Origin of the sequence: Mumia flava, from assembly GCF_002797495.1 — a bacterium.
In the GTDB taxonomy this organism is placed as follows: Bacteria; Actinomycetota; Actinomycetes; order Propionibacteriales; family Nocardioidaceae; genus Mumia; species Mumia flava.
In genome coordinates, this window is sequence record NZ_PGEZ01000001.1 from 2,275,595 (window position 1) to 2,291,258 (window position 15,664).

17 protein-coding genes and 1 riboswitch are annotated in these 15,664 nt (G+C 72.1%); of the genes, 8 read left to right on the forward strand and 9 right to left on the reverse strand.

Annotated features, from left to right (window positions below; all coding sequences use genetic code 11):
• Window positions 1–20: 20 nt before the first annotated feature.
• Both CLV56_RS10815 and CLV56_RS10820 read left to right on the forward strand, forming a co-directional pair.
• Window positions 21–923 carry a pseudouridine-5'-phosphate glycosidase gene (locus tag CLV56_RS10815; protein ID WP_245857758.1) on the forward strand — a complete coding sequence of 301 codons (903 nt, stop codon included), beginning with the start codon at window positions 21–23 and terminating at the stop codon, window positions 921–923.
• Window positions 924–1,002: 79 nt separating this feature from the next.
• Window positions 1,003–1,533, forward strand: a complete 531-nt coding sequence (locus CLV56_RS10820; RefSeq protein WP_100414807.1) for an rRNA adenine N-6-methyltransferase family protein — start codon at window positions 1,003–1,005, stop codon at window positions 1,531–1,533.
• A gap of 81 nt (window positions 1,534–1,614) precedes the next feature.
• On the opposite strand, the gene CLV56_RS10825 is transcribed toward CLV56_RS10820, so the two are convergent.
• Together CLV56_RS10825 and CLV56_RS20605 are read right to left on the reverse strand one after the other, a co-directional pair.
• Window positions 1,615–1,812 carry a hypothetical protein gene (locus tag CLV56_RS10825; RefSeq protein WP_039346901.1) on the reverse strand — a complete coding sequence of 66 codons (198 nt, stop codon included), beginning with the start codon at window positions 1,810–1,812 and terminating at the stop codon, window positions 1,615–1,617.
• A 119-nt stretch (window positions 1,813–1,931) separates the two neighbouring features.
• Window positions 1,932–2,096, reverse strand: coding sequence for a hypothetical protein (locus tag CLV56_RS20605; RefSeq protein WP_157805138.1), 165 nt, complete (start codon window positions 2,094–2,096; stop codon window positions 1,932–1,934).
• 100 nt (window positions 2,097–2,196) lie between these two features.
• On the opposite strand from CLV56_RS20605, the gene CLV56_RS10830 reads away from it, so the two are divergent.
• The 3 genes from CLV56_RS10830 to CLV56_RS10840 all read left to right on the forward strand — a co-directional run bounded on the left by CLV56_RS10830 (window position 2,197) and on the right by CLV56_RS10840 (window position 4,987).
• The gene (locus CLV56_RS10830; protein WP_039346899.1) at window positions 2,197–3,090 is read left to right on the forward strand and encodes a carbohydrate kinase family protein; all 894 of its coding nucleotides are present in this window, start codon (window positions 2,197–2,199) and stop codon (window positions 3,088–3,090) included.
• A gap of 170 nt (window positions 3,091–3,260) precedes the next feature.
• Window positions 3,261–4,175: an ABC transporter ATP-binding protein gene (locus CLV56_RS10835; protein WP_039346898.1), complete on the forward strand. Its 915-nt coding sequence runs from the start codon at window positions 3,261–3,263 to the stop codon at window positions 4,173–4,175.
• Window positions 4,172–4,987, forward strand: a complete 816-nt coding sequence (locus tag CLV56_RS10840) for an ABC transporter permease subunit (RefSeq protein WP_039346896.1) — start codon at window positions 4,172–4,174, stop codon at window positions 4,985–4,987. Before CLV56_RS10835 ends, CLV56_RS10840 begins: the two co-directional genes overlap by 4 nt.
• A 93-nt stretch (window positions 4,988–5,080) precedes the next feature.
• Here CLV56_RS10840 and CLV56_RS10845 read toward each other — a convergent pair whose 3' ends face one another.
• Both CLV56_RS10845 and CLV56_RS10850 read right to left on the reverse strand, forming a co-directional pair.
• Window positions 5,081–7,429: a (Fe-S)-binding protein gene (locus tag CLV56_RS10845; RefSeq protein ID WP_100414808.1), complete on the reverse strand. Its 2,349-nt coding sequence runs from the start codon at window positions 7,427–7,429 to the stop codon at window positions 5,081–5,083.
• Between the two features lie 103 nt (window positions 7,430–7,532).
• Window positions 7,533–8,744 carry an MFS transporter gene (locus CLV56_RS10850; protein WP_039346893.1) on the reverse strand — a complete coding sequence of 404 codons (1,212 nt, stop codon included), beginning with the start codon at window positions 8,742–8,744 and terminating at the stop codon, window positions 7,533–7,535.
• A gap of 144 nt (window positions 8,745–8,888) precedes the next feature.
• Window positions 8,889–8,958, forward strand: a riboswitch (guanidine-III (ykkC-III) riboswitch).
• A gap of 40 nt (window positions 8,959–8,998) precedes the next feature.
• Here CLV56_RS10850 and CLV56_RS10855 point away from each other — a divergent pair.
• Entirely contained in the window at window positions 8,999–9,313 is a 315-nt protein-coding gene (locus CLV56_RS10855; protein ID WP_039346891.1) for a DMT family transporter, read from the forward strand.
• Between the two features lie 232 nt (window positions 9,314–9,545).
• Here CLV56_RS10855 and CLV56_RS10860 read toward each other — a convergent pair whose 3' ends face one another.
• Window positions 9,546–10,091, reverse strand: a complete 546-nt coding sequence (locus CLV56_RS10860; protein WP_039346887.1) for an NUDIX hydrolase family protein — start codon at window positions 10,089–10,091, stop codon at window positions 9,546–9,548.
• A 51-nt stretch (window positions 10,092–10,142) separates the two neighbouring features.
• Between CLV56_RS10860 and CLV56_RS10865 the strand changes: the two genes are divergently transcribed.
• Entirely contained in the window at window positions 10,143–11,600 is a 1,458-nt protein-coding gene (locus CLV56_RS10865) for an MFS transporter (protein ID WP_157805139.1), read from the forward strand.
• Between the two features lie 21 nt (window positions 11,601–11,621).
• Here CLV56_RS10865 and CLV56_RS10870 read toward each other — a convergent pair whose 3' ends face one another.
• Genes CLV56_RS10870 through CLV56_RS10880 form a run of 3 tightly spaced genes read right to left on the reverse strand, consistent with a single transcriptional unit; the run spans window position 11,622 to window position 13,533 of the window.
• Window positions 11,622–12,305 (reverse strand): GPP34 family phosphoprotein, encoded by a 684-nt coding sequence (locus CLV56_RS10870; protein WP_039346882.1) that lies wholly within the window; start codon window positions 12,303–12,305, stop codon window positions 11,622–11,624.
• Between the two features lie 54 nt (window positions 12,306–12,359).
• On the reverse strand, window positions 12,360–12,968 hold the full coding sequence (locus CLV56_RS10875; protein WP_039346879.1) for a nitroreductase family protein: 609 nt from the start codon (window positions 12,966–12,968) through the stop codon (window positions 12,360–12,362).
• A 1-nt stretch (window position 12,969) separates the two neighbouring features.
• Window positions 12,970–13,533, reverse strand: coding sequence for a hypothetical protein (locus tag CLV56_RS10880; RefSeq protein WP_039346877.1), 564 nt, complete (start codon window positions 13,531–13,533; stop codon window positions 12,970–12,972).
• Between the two features lie 34 nt (window positions 13,534–13,567).
• Here CLV56_RS10880 and CLV56_RS10885 point away from each other — a divergent pair, with 34 nt between their 5' ends.
• A complete protein-coding gene (locus CLV56_RS10885; protein WP_100414809.1) occupies window positions 13,568–14,266 on the forward strand; it encodes a hypothetical protein in 699 nt (232 codons plus the stop codon).
• 11 nt (window positions 14,267–14,277) lie between these two features.
• Here CLV56_RS10885 and CLV56_RS10890 read toward each other — a convergent pair whose 3' ends face one another.
• Window positions 14,278–15,570 (reverse strand): NHL repeat-containing protein, encoded by a 1,293-nt coding sequence (locus tag CLV56_RS10890; protein ID WP_039346876.1) that lies wholly within the window; start codon window positions 15,568–15,570, stop codon window positions 14,278–14,280.
• Between the last annotated feature and the right edge of the window lie 94 nt (window positions 15,571–15,664).

The following is a 15,664-nucleotide window of genomic DNA, read 5'->3' on the forward strand; positions in this document are numbered from 1 at the left end:
CGCCCGTCAGAATGGGCCCCATGAAGATCGCGTCCGAGGTCGCCGAGGCCCTCTCCCAGCACCGTCCCGTCGTCGCGCTCGAGTCGACGATCATCTCGCACGGACTGCCCCGCCCACGCAACCTCGATGCCGCGCGCGACTTCGAGGCGATCCTGCGCGAGCGCGACGTGGTCCCGGCGACGATCGCCGTGGTCGACGGTGAGCCGCACATCGGGCTCGACGCGTCGGCGCTCGAACGGATCGCGTTGGACGAGTCGGTCGCGAAGGTCAGCGTGCGGGACCTCCCGGTCGCGATGGCGACGGGCCGGTCGGGCGCGACCACGGTCGCATCGACCGCGTACCTCGCGGCGAAGGCCGGGATCCGGGTCTTCTCCACCGGCGGGCTCGGCGGCGTCCACCGTGGCGCCGAGCGGACGTTCGACGAGTCGGCCGACCTTCCCGTGCTGGCGCGGACGCCGATCACGGTGGTCTCCGCCGGAGTGAAGTCGATCCTCGACATCCCGGCGACGCTCGAGCGGCTGGAGACGTTGAGCATCACGGTGCTCGGATACCGCACCGACGAGTTCCCGAGCTTCTGGCTGACGAGCTCCGGCGAGCAGCTCGACTGGTCGGTGCCCGACGCCGCGACGGTCGCCGGCGTGATGGCGGCCAACGACGAGCTCGGCCGGGACGGCGCCGTCCTGGTCGCGAACCCGCTCCCGCTCGCCGATCAGCTCGACCCGCAGGTCCACGACAGCGCGCTCGCGCAGGCGCTGGGCGAGGTCGAGCGCGACGGGATCTCGGGCAAGGACGTCAGCCCGTACCTCCTCGCCCGGATCGTCGAGCTGACCCAGGGGAGCAGCCTCGAGGTCAACCTCGAGATCGCCGCGAACAACATCCGGGTCGGCGCGCAGATCGCCACCGCCTGGTCGGCGCGCAGGTGACCCCGGGGCGAATAACCAGGTGACCGCAGCGGCGCCGGCCCGTACGGTCGGGGCATGAGCACGATCATGGCGGTGCGCCGTGCCCGCCGGCAGCCGGCGGAGCTGGGGGTGGCACGCCCTCGCTGATCCGTTCGCGGCCGCGCTGGTCGCGGACGCGGACGTACGGCCCGGTCAGCTCGTCGTGGACCTCGGGGCCGGCGACGGAGCGATCACCCGGCACCTGGTCGACGCCGGTGCGCGGGTGCTCGCGGTCGAGAAGCACCCTCGTCGGGCGGCGGCCCTGCGGGAGCGGTTCGACGGGAGCGGGGTCACGGTCGTCCCGGCGGATCTGCGCGACCTGCGCCTGCCGCGTCGCCCCTTCCGCGTCGTCGCGAACCCGCCGTTCTCGCTGACGTCGGCGTCGCTGCGCCTGCTGCTCGCTCCCGGGTCGGCGCTGGTCGGTGCGCACCTGGTGCTGCAGAGGCAGGCCGCGAGGACGATCGTGGAGCGCGGGGTCGCCGTCCGGCGAGCCGGTCGGTGGCGCTTCGAGCTCGGTCGGACGCTGCCGCGGCGTGCCTTCACCCCGCGCCCACGGGTGGACACGGTCGTGCTGGTGGTGCGCCGACGGTAGGGCCCGGACGCACAGAGACTCCCCGCCGGGACGGCGGTCGGAGCCGTCCCGAGCGGGGAGTCGTGAAGCCGCGCGCGCGTCTCATCGGCGCGAGGCACCGGCGAGACCGGACGTGCCGCGTGGCTCGAGCCGGTCGGCCAGGGCACGCAGCCGTGCCGCGGTGCGCTGGCGGAGGCGGCGACGCGGCCGGCCGTGCCGGCCCAGCCGGCGCCGCTCGAGCCGACGCTCGACCTCGCGGGTGCGGTAGTCGTACAGCAGGAGATGGGTGTGCTCGTTCATGGCGTGTCCTCGTGGTCCGGAACGATCCGGCGCGCCAGGCGACGCACCGGCAGGTCGGTGAGTGGAGGGAGCGCCGGGCGGACAGCCCGGCGGTCGTGGCGGCCCCGAGGGCCGCGGCGTCAGGACGCGGCGACGAAGTCGGCCGTACGACGTCCCGCGGTGGCGCGAGCGCACCACAGAAGTCGCGGCGAGGAACCCGCGGCGACGAGCGGGGCGCGGCCGAGCGTGCGTACGCCTCCGGTGATGTCCCGGCGCATCGGCGTCGTGGCTGCGATGCAGTCCATGGTCGGCCCCCCCTTCTCGTCGTGTGTGAACGGCTGAGAAGGAGCCTAGGGGGCGCGTGGGGCCAGCGCATCCGATTATTCAGTCGGTAGCCTTCGCGCCATGGCACGCATCCTCGTGGTCGGCGACGTCGTCGACGATGTCATCGTGCGTCCGCTCGCAGCCGTGACTCCCGCCAGCGACACCCCCGCCCGGATCCGCCGGCGCGAGGGCGGGTCCGCGGCGAACGTCGCGGCCTGGCTGGGGTGGCTCGGCGTGGACGTCATGTTCGTCGGCCGTGCCGGCGCCGACGGCGCGGCGCGGCACACCGAGTCGCTCGGGCGGTTCGGTGTCGAGGCGCGGATCGCGGCCGACGCCGCCGCGCCGACGGCGACGATCGTGATCACGCTGGACACGCAGGGCGAGCGCACGATGTACGTCGACCGCGGGGCCAACGCACGCCTGTCGACCAAGGACGTCCCGCTGTCGGCGTGGCGCGACGTGCGCTGGCTCCACCTGACGGGCTACTCCTTCTTCGACCCCACGACCCGGCCGGTGGTGCAGGAGCTCGTCGAGCGCGCCCACGACCGGGGGGCCGGGGTGTCGGTGGACCCGGCGTCGTTGGCGTTCCTGCGCGACTGCGGCGTGGACCGCTTCCTCGAGTGGACCCGCGGTGCGGACGTGGTGCTGCCGAATCTCGACGAGCTGCGGTTCATGGCCTCGGAGCAGGATCCCGACCGCGCGGTCGCCGAGCTCGCGCGGTTCTACCCGGCGGTCGTAGCGACCCTCGGCGCCACCGGCTCGCTGCAGATGTCCCCCGACGGGTTCCACGTCCGCCAGCGGGCCGAGCAGGCCGAGGTGCGGGACCTGACCGGTGCCGGCGACGCGTTCGCGGCCGGCTACCTCTCGGGAGTCGTGGACGCGCTCGACCCGCAGGCCGCGATGCGCCGCGGTGCGGAGACGGCCGCGGTCGCGGTCACGCGGACCGGGGCGCGCCCCCCGTACCCGGAGCGCTGACGGCCGCGCAGTCGTGCGCGAGCGGGCTCGGCTCAGGGTCGCCTGCGGGTGTCCCAGGGGCGGCTCAGGGTTGCTGGGGGATCCTCCCCGATGGGATCCGGCGCTCCCCGAGCGGACGCTGGAGACATGGATGAGACAACGCTGAGCACGAGGCCGGGGGCGGCGACATCATGATCCGCGCCCGAGGACTGACGAAGACGTACGGCGACAAGGTCGCGGTCGACCAGGTGGACTTCACCGTCGAGCCGGGCCGTGTCACCGGGTTCCTGGGCCCGAACGGGGCCGGGAAGTCGACGACGATGCGCATGATCCTGGGACTCGACGCACCGAGCGCAGGCACCGTGAGCGTCAACGGGCACCGCTACGCCGAGTCGCCGGCACCGCTGCGCGAGATCGGAGCGCTGCTCGAGGCCGGCGCGCTCCACCCGGGTCGCTCCGCGCGGGACCACCTGCGGTGGCTGGCGGCCAGCAACGGCATCGGAGCCCGGCGCGTGACCGAGGTGCTCGACCTCGTCGGGATCTCCTCGGTCGCCGACGAGCGCGCAGGGCGCTACTCCCTCGGGATGGGCCAGCGCCTCGGGATCGCGGCCGCCCTGATCGGCGACCCTCCGGTCGTGGTGCTCGACGAGCCGGTCAACGGGCTCGACCCCGAAGGCATCCGCTGGGTCCGCGCGCTCGCACGCCGCCTCGCGGACGAGGGCCGCACGGTCTTCGTGTCGAGCCACCTGATGTCGGAGATGGCTCTCACCGCGGACCACCTTCTGGTGATCGGACGCGGTCGGATCCTGGCGGACTGCTCGACGGACGCCTTCATCGCGCAGCACTCCGCGTCGTACGTCCGGCTGCGCACCCCGGACCTGGCCGAGGCCGCCGCGGTGCTGGAGCTCACCGGCGCCGACGTCGCCCGCGTCGACGGGGAGCTGCGGGTGCAGAACCTGGACCCGAGCGGCGTGGGGGACCTGCTCCACTCCGCCGGTCACCGCATCCACGAGCTCACCCTGGTCCGATCGTCGCTGGAGGAGGCGTTCATGGCGCTGACCGCGTCGAGCGTCGAGTACGAGGCGAAGCAGGAGGTGGCGGCATGAGCACCGCGACGACACGGGAGCGTACGCAGGTGAGCACCCCGGCGTACCGCGCGACGTTCCGCGACGTGCTGCGCGCCGAGCGGATCAAGCTGCTCAGTGTCCGGTCGACCTGGTGGACGCTCGTGAGCCTGGTCGTGCTCGGGGCTGGTCTGACGATCCTGATGTGCTGGGGCAACGCGGACTGGCTCGCCTCGGACGAGGCCGACGAGTCACCGGGCTCCTTCATCACCTGGGGCATGATGATCGCCCAGGTCACGGCGGTGGTGCTCGGCGTGCTCGCGGTGACGAGCGAGTACGCGACCGGGATGATCCGCACGACGTTCGCAGCCGTGCCGAAGCGTGGCCACGTGCTGTGGGCGAAGGCGCTGCTGGTGAGTGCGGTGCTGTTCGTGGCGGGGACGCTGACGGCGCTGGCCGGCTACCTCGGCGGGAACTACTTCCTCGACCGCGAAGGTGTCGGGCTGGCCCTGGAGGGCGATGTCCTGCGTGCGATGTACGGCTCGGGCCTGTACCTCGCGGGGCTCGGGCTGCTCGCCCTCGCCGTGGGCTTCCTGCTGCGGCACACGGCCGGCGCGATCACGATCGTGATCGCGGTCGTGTTCGTGGTCGGCAACATGGTGATGCTGGTCCCGGGCGACCTCGGGCTGTTCCTGGAGCGAGCCATGCCGGGCAACGCCGGCGCGGTGATCGCGTCGCCGGTCCCGTTCAACCCGAACCTGTGGGAGGCGTGGCCGAGCTTCGGGGTGTTCGCCGCGGAGGTCGCGGTCCTGCTCGGCCTGGCCGCGCTGGCAGTCCGCCGACGCGACGCCTGACCCCGCCCGTACCGACCCGGATTCGTCGACTTGCGGCGCGAACCGCGCCTCCGGATCCGACCGGAACTCGACGAATCGGGGTCGGTGCGTGTGTCAGGGGTGCGGGTGACCCTTGCCCTCGTCGTCGACGTGGACGTTGGACTCCTCGGCGATCGCCTCGTTCTCCTCCGGCGTCGCGGGCGACGGGGAGTCGAGCGGCGCGTGCTCCGGCCGGTCCATCACCGCGGTCGCCGTGCCGGCCATCGTCGCCTCCGTCGCGGCCTCCGCCTCACCGGGCTGCGTGGCCGGATCGGTGTCGCCCGCACGCTTCACGCCGGCGAGCAGCAGCTGCGCCACGTCGAGCACCTCGACGTCCTCGCGCGCCTCGCCGTCGGCCTGCTTCGCGGTCAGGCCGTCGGACAGCATGACGCGGCAGAACGGGCAGCCGACCGCGATCTGGTCCGCGCCGGTGTCGATCGCCTCCTGCGTGCGGTTCAGGTTGATCCGCTCGCCGAGGGTCTCCTCCATCCACATCCGGGCGCCGCCGGCACCACAGCAGAACGACCGCTCGGAGTTGCGCGGCATCTCCGCGAACTCGGCGTTCGGGATCACGTTGAGCAGCTCGCGCGGCGCCTCGTACACCTGGTTGTGGCGGCCGAGGAAGCACGGGTCGTGGTACGTGATCTTCTTGCCCGCGACCGAGCCTGCGGCCGGTGCGACCGGGGTCAGCCTGCCCTCGCGGACGAGCCGGTTGAGCAGCTGGGTGTGGTGCACGACCTCGAGCTCGACGCCGTACTCGGCGTACTCGTTCTTGAGCGTGTTGAAGCAGTGCGCACAGGTGGAGACGACCTTCTTGACGTTCGTCTCCTTGAACACCTCGGCGTTCTGCATCGCGAGCTGGGCGAACAGGATCTCGTTTCCGGCGCGGCGGGCCGAGTCGCCCGTGCAGGTCTCACCGTCGCCCAGCACGGCGAAGGTCACGCCGGCGGTGTCGAGCAGCTCGGCGACGGCCTGCGTCGTCTTCTTCGCGCGGTCCTCGTACGCGCCGGCGCACCCGACCCAGAACAGCCAGTCGACCTCGGACAGGTCCTCGACGTCGACGCCGACCTGCTTGACCTCGAAGTCGAGGTCCTTGGCCCAGTCCATCCGGTTCTTCGGGGACATGTTCCACGGGTTCCCCTTGCGCTCGAGCCCCTTGAAGATGTTGTTGAGCTCGGTGGGGAAGTTCGACTCGACCAGGACCTGGTAGCGCCGCATGTCGACGATGTGGTCGACGTGCTCGATGTCGACGGGGCACTGCTGGACGCAGGCGCCGCAGTTCGTGCAGGACCACAGCACGTCCGGGTCGATCACGCCGTACATGTCGGCGTCGCCGATCAGCGGGCGCTCGAGCTCGGCGGTCTGCTGCTCGGTCCGGGCGTCCTCGGCGACGTCGAGCATCGGGATCTTCTCGTACGCGTGGTCGCGCAGCCCCATCATCAGGAGCTTCGGCGAGAGCGGCTTGTCGGTGTTCCAGGCGGGGCACTGGCTCTGGCAGCGACCGCACTCGGTGCAGGTGGTGAAGTCGAGGATGCCCTTCCAGGAGAAGTCCTCGACCTTGCCGACACCGAGCTTGCCGAACGCCTCCTCGTCCATGTCCTCGAGCGTCTCGAGGTCGAGCGGTGCGCCGTCGATCATCAGCGGCTTCGCGCCGCCGAGCGCGGTGCCGCCGTCGTCCTCGCGCTTGAACCAGATGTTGAACCAGGCGGTGAACCGGTGCCAGGCGATGCCCATCGTGATGTTGCGGGCGATCACCAGGAGCCAGACCATGGCGAGCGCGATCTTGAACATCGCGATGAAGTAGATGATGTTCTCGAGCGACTCGTGCGACGACGGGTACATCGGCGTCATCCACGAGCTGATCGGGAAGTGCGCGCGGGTGGCGTACTCGCCGCCGAGCCTGTACTCCGCGGCCCGGATGAACAGGATCGCCGCGCCCTCGAGCAGCGCGAGGATCTCCACGAAGTACGCCTGCCAGAAGCTCGACCCGAAGAACCGGCTGCCCCGCTGGAGGCGACGGGGGTGCTTGACCTGGCGGTAGACGATCAGCGCGACGATCCCGATCGTGCTGAGCAGGCCGATGAACTCGGCGAACCACTCGTACGGGTACCAGTGGCCGAAGACAGGCCAGACCCACTCGGGATCGAAGAGCTGGAAGTACGCGCCCGCGACCGCCGTCGACAGGAACAGGAAGGCCGCGAAGACGAACCAGTGCATGATGCCGATCCAGGTCCACTGGAGCATCCGCGTGTGGCCGACGGTCTCCTTGAGCATCGTCCAGGTGCGCCCGGACGGGTTGCCCGTACGGCCCGGTGCCGGGGCACCCTTGCGCATGACGGAGGTCATGTCGAGGACGGCCTTCACCAGGATCGGGATGGTGACGACGGTCAGCCCGAGGGACACGACGATCGCGAGGACCTGCATCGTTTCGGCTCCTGCAAGCAGAGTGTAGGTTTCAGCGCACCTTAGCCCCTGCCGCGCCGGGCCCGGGGGTAAGGTGACCCCAAGATACTACTCGTGGGTAACTTCAGGAAGGCGGGCGCGCCGCGTCCGCAGGCTCGGCGAATGCGGCCTCGCCCTCGACCGGCGTCAGCGGCGCGGCGATCAGCGGGAACGCGGCGACCACCGCGAAGGTCGCCGCGAACCCGGCGGTCGCGACCAGGGCGCCGAGCACGGGCGGCACCGCCGAGGCCGCGAGGTACTGGCCGGTGTTCTGCGCGCCCAGCGCACGGCCCGACCAGTAGGGTCCCGCGTGCTCGGCGATCGCCGTGTAGGCGAGACCGTTGTCGGCGACGGTGACGACCGTGGCGGCGACGAGCAGGACGACGGCGGCGACGTCCCAACCGAGCCGGTCGGTCACGGCGAGCCCGAGCATGGTCGCCGAGGCGAGCAGCGCGATCCAGCGCATCGGGCGCAGCCGGCTCCCGGCCAGGTCGGAGACCTGACCGGCGCCGATCCGGCCGAGTGCGCCGAGCAGCTGCATCCCGGCGACGAACGCGCCCGCGACACCGGCCGCCCAACCCAGGTCGCCGACGAGCCAGACCAGCGCGAACGTCCAGACCGTGAACTGCGGAATCACCAGCAGCATCGACGCGAGGTGGATCCGCACGAGATAGCCACCGCCGTACGGGTGGGTGAGCGCTCCGGCCCTGCTGGCCTCGGCGCGAGGCGGGCGAGGCGGGTCGGCGAGGAGGGCGGCGCAGCCGAGGGCAGCGAGGGTGGCGACACCCGCCGGCACCCAGAGGGCCGCGCCGACGCCGAGAGCGAGCGACAGCGGAGCCATCGTCGCGGCGCCGAGTCCGACGCCGAGGGGCTGCGCCATCTGGCGGACGCCCATCGCGAGGCCCCGGCGCCGCGGCGGGAACCATCCGGCGACCATCCGTCCCGACGCGGCCGACGTGCTGGCTGCGAACGCGCCGCCGACGAGCAGGAGCGTCCCGAGGGCGATGGTGTCGTCGGCCTCCAGGGCGGCGAGCGCGGCGGTGAGCGCGGTGCCGGCGGTGCCGATCACCAGCACGATCCGTTCGCCGAACGCGTCGGCGGCTGCGCCCCACGCGACCAGGGTGAGCATCGTGCCGATCAACGGCATCGCCGCGATCGTCCCGGCCTGGGCCAGGCTCGTACCCGACTCGTGCATCGCCGGGATGAGGAACGCGATGCCGTGCCCGAAGCAGGCGCCGGCGGCCTGCGAACCGGTCGCCACGGCGAGGATCACCCACGGGCGCGGCGCTTCGTCCATATCGTGAGACTCCGATCTCGTAATATGGTCAGCGTACGCGTGCTTGGGTCCGCGTGCACCCTTGGCTATCCTGGCCAGAGGCAGGGCCCATTCGACGGTCGGGGCGCAAGCACAGTCCCACACCACCGGATGGTCGAGGCGCGAGCGCAGCGAGCGATCGAGGCCCCGCCTCCGGACGAGCGCGACGTACCCGGTGAGGCGAAGACGGCGCAGTGCACACCGCACAGCCAACCGCTCACCAAGGAGTCATCGTCATGGCATGGATCGTTCTGGTCGTCTCCGGCGTCCTCGAGGCCGTCTGGGCCACCGCGCTCGGCAAGTCCGAGGGCTTCACCCGGCTCGCCCCGAGCGTCGTCTTCGGCGTCGCCCTCGCCGCGAGCATGGTCGGCCTGGCGTACGCGATGCGCTCGCTGCCGACCGGCACCGCGTACGCCGTCTGGGTCGGGATCGGCGCCTCGCTCACCGTCGTGTGGGCGATGGCGACCGGCGAGGAAGCGGTGAGCGCGCTGCGCGTGCTGTTCCTCGTCCTGATCGTCGGCGGTGTCGTGGGCCTGAAGGCGGTCCACTGACGCCGGCCGCGTCGGTGCCGGCTCGCCCGGCTCCCGCCGCGCCGGCGCGGGGCAGACTCCGATCCGCCCCGCGTCGCACTCCGGGCGGGCGCGGGGCAGACTCCGTAGCCAACTGGGAACTCCTGCACCGGGCGACGGAAACCGTCGTCGCCGAGTGCGGAGATGCCCAGCCGGCTACGGAGACCGTCAGGCGCACGAGCGTGCGGGGACGGCGTCTGGAGCCGGAGCGGAGTCAGCCGGTGAGCAGACCGAGGTGGCCGAGGGCCTGACGCAGCAGCGCGCCGCGGCCGCCCTCCATCTCGCCCGCGACCGCGTCGCTCGCAGCCTCCTCCGGGCTGAGCCACGACAGCTCCAGCGCGTCCTGGCGCGGCTCGCACTCGCCGGAGACCGGCACGACGTACGCCAGTGCGACCGCGTGCTGGCGTACGTCGGAGAACTGCGACACGCCCGGCCAGGGGAAGTACTCGGTGACGGCGAACGGCACCGTGCTGACCGGCAGGACCGGGAACGCAGTCGGCCCGAGGTCCTTCTCGAGGTGGCGCATGAGCGCGTCGCGGACGCGTTCGCCGTGCATCACCCGGCCGGACACCAGTGACCGGGTGATCGCTCCGGTCTCGGTGGAGCCACGGAGCAGGAGTCCGATCTCGGTCACCAGGCCGTCGGGATCCATCCGGACCGGGACGGCCTCGACGTACAGCATCGGGACCCGCTTGCGGGTCTCGTCGAGGTCGTGGTCCGACAGCCAGCCGGGGTTCGGGTCGGGAGTGCGTACCGTCATGCTCCGATTGTGTCGGACCCGCGAAACGCGCGTCGGACGTACCGTGAACCCGTGGAGGCAACGGTCGCGCTGCGCAGCCCGGCCGGCCGCTGGCTGCTGCTGGCGACCGTGCTCGGGTCCAGCATCGCGATGCTCGACGCGACGGTGGTCAACGTCGCGCTCCCCACGATCGGGGACGACCTCGACGCCGACGTCGCCGCGCTCCAATGGGTCGTCAACGGCTACACGCTCGCTCTCGCGTCCCTGATCCTGCTCGGCGGAGCACTCGGCGACCGGTTCGGGCGCCGGCGGATCTTCGTGCTCGGGGTGACCTGGTTCGCGGTCGCGTCACTGCTCTGCGGGATCGCTCCGACGGTGGAGACGCTCGTCGTCGCACGCGTGCTGCAGGGCGTCGGAGGCGCCCTGCTCACCCCGGGCAGCCTGGCCCTGATCTCGGCATCGTTGCGGCGCGACGACCGTGGGGCGGCCATCGGCGCGTGGTCCGGCCTCAGCGGCGTCGCGACCGCGATCGGTCCGCTGGTCGGGGGCTGGCTCGTGGAAGCGGTGACCTGGCGTGCCGTGTTCCTGATCAATCTGCCGCTGGCTGCGGTCGTCGTCTGGGTGACTCTGAGGCACGTGCCGGAGAGTCGCGACGAGAAGGCGGCGCGCGGGTTCGACATCACCGGCGTGGTCCTCGCGGCCACGGGGCTCGCGCTGCTCACGTACGGACTGATCGACGTGATCGGCTGGCTGTCCGGTCTCGGCGTCGCGGTCCTCGTGGCCTTCGTCCTCCTGGAGCGCCGAAGCCCGCACCCCTTGGTTCCGCTCGGCCTGTTCCGGGACCGTGTGTTCACGAGCGCGAACATCGTGACGGTCAGCGCTTACGCGGCGATCGGCGGCGTGTTCTTCCTGCTCGTCGTCCAGCTCCAGGTGGTCTCCGGCTACACGCCGCTCGCCGCAGGGGCGGCGACGCTGCCGATCACGCTGCTCATGCTCGCGTTCTCGTCGTACGCCGGCGCGGTCGGCACCAGGATCGGACCGCGCATCCCGATGACCCTCGGCCCGCTGGTCGCCGCGGTCGGTCTGCTGCTGATGCTGCGGATCGGGCCCGACGCGTCCTACCTGCTCGACGTCCTCCCGGGTGTGGTGGTGCTCGGGGTCGGGCTGACGATCATGGTGGCGCCGCTGACCACGGCGGTGCTCGCGGCGGCGCCCGACCATCTCGCGGGAACCGCCTCGGGGATCAACAACGCGATCGCGCGCACGGCGCAGATGCTCGCCGTCGCCGCGCTGCCACCGCTGGTGGGGATCACCGGCGACGCGCTCGCGGAGCCGGCCGTGTTCAGCGACGGGTTCGACCACGCGATGGTGATCTGCGCCGGGCTCTTCGTCGTCGCGGCGCTCACGGCCGCGTCGCTCGTACGGACCCCGTCGCGCCCGCACGAGGTGCCGGTCGAGCTCCAGCCCGGCTGTGACGTCGCCTGCCCGCGTGCCTACCCGCAGGACGCGGGCGAGTCGGCGCCGCGCTGAGGGCCCGTACGGGTGGGGCCGTCAGGCTGACGCGGCGGCGCTGCTTGAGGTCGCGGAGCCGATCTCGGCCGGGTGCAGGGAACGTCCGAGGCCTGCATGGATCGCGCGGCACAGGGGGAGCAGGTCGCCGGCGCCCACGGCGATCGCCGCGGCCGCACGGTCGTAGGTCTCGGCGGTCGCCGGGGTCGGTGGCGGTGCGACCAGTCCGAGCAGGCCCGACCCGGCGAGCGCGGTCAGGACGGCGGCGGTCTGCAGGTCGCAGCCGGACGCCGCCGTACGGGCCTCCGCGGCCACCGGGCGCCCGGTCTCGGCGCGCAGCGCATCGAGACCCGCAGGATCGTCGACGTGCCAGCACACCGACGACCGGAAGACGCGGCGCCGGTCCGCCCGCCGGACGACGCCGCGCTCGGCCAGCGACCCGAGCACGGTCTCCGTGAGGGTCGGTGCCATGTGGCGGATGGCGTCGCGGACCTCGAGCGGGACCTCGGCGGCGATCAGGCACCACGCGAAGCGGTGCAGCGGGTGGATCGGGCTGACGTCCCCGGCGGCGATGACCGAGGTGCCCTCGAGCCGGACGACGCCGGCGCGGGCGAGGTCGAGGAGCAGTGCGCCGGCGAGGGCATGGCGGACCTCGACCTCGTCGGCGACCACGCGACCCGAGTCACGGTCGAGTGCGAGGAGCGCGACATCCTCGGCGATCAGCATGGCCCGAAGGGTAGTCGTGAATTACCTCACATTCCAATCCCGGTCCGTGTCCGGTCACCACTGCCCGCGGTGGACGACCTCGCGCACCGGGCGACGGCCGCGGTCTCGTGAGCCGGTCGCACGGTCGTTCGCCGCATCGGGGAACCCGACCGTGATCGCGCCGACGGGAGCGAACGCGTCCGGCACTCCGAACGCCTCGCGGAACCTCGCCGTACGCGTCGGCGGGATCCCGAAGAAGCAGGCGCCGAGCCCTTCGTCGACAGCAGTCAGGAGCGCGAGCAGCGACGCCATCCCGGCGTCGACGTGCCAGTAGGGCACCGCCCACCGGTCCTCGTCGCGGTCGGTCCACCCCTTGTCCGGCTCCGCGTAGCGGTCCAGGTAGGCGTCCTTGCTCGACATCGGCACGATCACGACGGGCGCGGTCCGCATCCCGCGGAGCCAGGCCGACGGGGTTGCGGCACGCGACGGAGGGGTCGTGACCTCCCAGAACCGCTCGACGGTCACGGGCTCGTCGAGCACGAGGAACGCCCATCCTTGGGTGAAGCCGGCGTTCGGAGCGCGGGTCGCGTGGTCGAGGATCCGGTCGACCACGTCCTGCGGCACCGGATGGTCCTCGTACGCGCGGACCATCCGGCGACGGCGGATCGCCTCACGCAGCTCCACGTCAGTCGTCCTCGGTGACCGGCTCGGCCAGCTGCGCCTCTTCGTCGTACTGGTCAGCGGGGCGTCCGAGCGCGCGGCGGACCTCGAGCCGCGTGACCAGCAGCAGGTCCCAGGCAAACGTGTCCGTCATCTCGGGATCGAGGTGCTCCTGGACCCGCAGTCCGATGTTGAGCCACCGCTCGGCCTTAGCCAGGTCACCGGACTCGATGTAGGACTCCGCGACGTAGTGGCACGTGTACGGGTTCGGCTTCCCGGTCCGTCGCAGCCGGTCCGCGACCTCGGTGGCGTCCAGGCCTCGCGTCAGCAGCGACGCGATCCGTACGGCGTCGGTCGCGATCGCGGACGGGCCGGCCGACTCGTCGGCCAGGAGCAGGACCTCGCTCTGCCGGTCGTACGCCCCCGCGAACCCCAGCAGCTCCGCCGCCGTGACCAGGATCGAGCGCGCGGTGACGCCGTCGAGCTCGTGCTCGGCCGACGTCGCGTAGCCGACGAGCTCCTCCGCACGCTCGGCCGGCGGACCGCTCGCTGTCTCGACCCGGTCGACGTCGTCGCGCGTGATCACCATGGGCCTAGTCTCGCAGCCACGGCACGATGGAGGCATGGAGACTCGGCTGGCTGCGCTCGCCCGCGAGGCGGGGGCCCTGGTGCTGGAGAGCGATCCGACCTCGGCCATGGTTCGTACAGGCTCGGGGGCGGTCGTGGAGATCGCAGCCGATCTGGCCCACGTCGTCCCTCCGGGTGCGCGGGCGGCCGTGGTGGGGGAGCTGTGGCCGCGCGGTCGGTGGGCGATGACGTTCCGCGGTCGCCCGGGGTTGCGCGTGACCCCGATGGGGGCACGCAACGACCCGATGCTCACGTACGCGATGGTTGCCCTCGCGGTCGCGAAGCAGGCCCGGCTGCGTTCCGAGCACGGCGTCCGCGCGAGCGTGGTGGGGCAGGAGGTCTCCGCTCCCGATCCGGACGAGCCGGTCGAGACCATGTCCGCCGTGCTCGACGTCCGGGCCCCGCAGGTCGCAGTACGGGACGGGCTGGTGGACGCGATCCGGACGCAGGGGAGCCAGCGTGCGGAGCGGGACGGGACAGTGTTCACGCTCGAGGATCTCGACGTCAGCGATCTGATCCCGCTCGACCGCTCGGCGTGCGAGCGCCTCGCCGTCGCCCTGGCGGCGCCGGTGGTGAGCACGCCCGCGGGCGACCGCGCGGCGGCGTACGCCCGGAGCGGCGAACGTGTGGCGTCGCTCGCCATGTCCGAGCCGGACACCGAGCTGATCACCGCCGCTCTCGCGGCGCTGGCGTGACCCGACCGTCCTCAGCGGCGCTTGACGCGGAACTTCTTCGTCTTCGCCGGTCCCCAGCCCTTCTTGTTGTGGGCGCGGACGACGACCGTGTAGCGGCCGTAGCGGAGCTTGCCCTTGCGCTTGAGCTCCTTGCGGGTCAGCTTCGCGCGGGACGGCTTGCGGATCTCGCGGTGGACGACCTTCCCGCGCGTCTTGACCACGACCGAGTAGCGGTTGATCGCGGCCTGGCCGATGTAGCCGGGCCGGCGCCAGTCCACGATCCAGCGCTTTGCCCGCGGCTTGCCCTTGACCGTCAACGACCGGACCTGGCCTGGCTTCGTCACCAGCGGGCCCGGCGTCGGGACCGGGTACAGCGGGGCGTACGAGAGCACGGTGTTGCCGGAGGTCACCGTCGGCGTATGAGTCGCGTCGACCGTGATGCCGATCGGGTTCGTGAGCTGCGACGTCGGTCCTGTGACTCGGGCGAGCGGGGCCTTGTTGCCGTCGGCTCCCGGCCCGAAGACGACGACCGATCCCGGGTTGAAGTTCGCGACGTAGATCCGGCCGAACGAGTCAGTCTGCACACCGAACGGGTAGGCGAGCTGGGTCTGCAGGCCGCCGATCAGGCGCGCCGGCGCGACGTTGCCGTCGGCTGTCGCCGGGTACACGGTCACCGTGCCGGTGAGGTAGTTGGTGACATACATCCGGCCCTGCGCGACGTCGATGCCGACCGGGCCGTCGAGCTCGGTCTGCGCCCCGGCCACTGTCCTGCTCGGCGTCGCGTTGCCCGACTTGGCCGGGCCGAACACGAGAACGCGGCTGCTGGCGAAGTCGGTGACGTACACCGTGCCGCCGGCGTCGACATCCACTCCGTAGGGCTCGTCGATCCCGGTGTTCGCGCCCGCGAGCACCTTCACCGGCGCGACGTTGCCGTTCGCGCCGGGGGCGAACACCCGGACGCTCCCGGCTCCCATGGCCGACACGTAGAGGTACCCCGCATCGTCCACCGCGACATCGGTCGGTTGGTCGAGCCCGGTCGCTCCGCCGGCGATCGTACGGATCGGCGCCGCGTTGCCGCTCGCGCTCGCGCCGTAGACGGTGACCGAGTCGGAGGTGGGGTTCGCGACGTACAGCCGCCCGAACCCGTCGTGGGTCACGCCGTGCGGGATGCCCAGCCCGGTGGAACCGCCGCTCACCACCCGCACCGGTGCCGGATCGACGTCGGCAGCGGCTGCGCTCGGTGCCGTCGCGAGGGTCGCGGCGACCAGACCCGCGCCGCTGATCGTGGCTGCGAGCAGCGTCGTCGTGGTGGTCCGTCTGGGCATGGTGTTCCTCCGGTGTGGGCGTGGCGCCGCGGTGGAGGCGCGGCACCTTCCTATCGCCATCCGGGGCCTCACGGAGGGTTGTTGCACGCGCAGC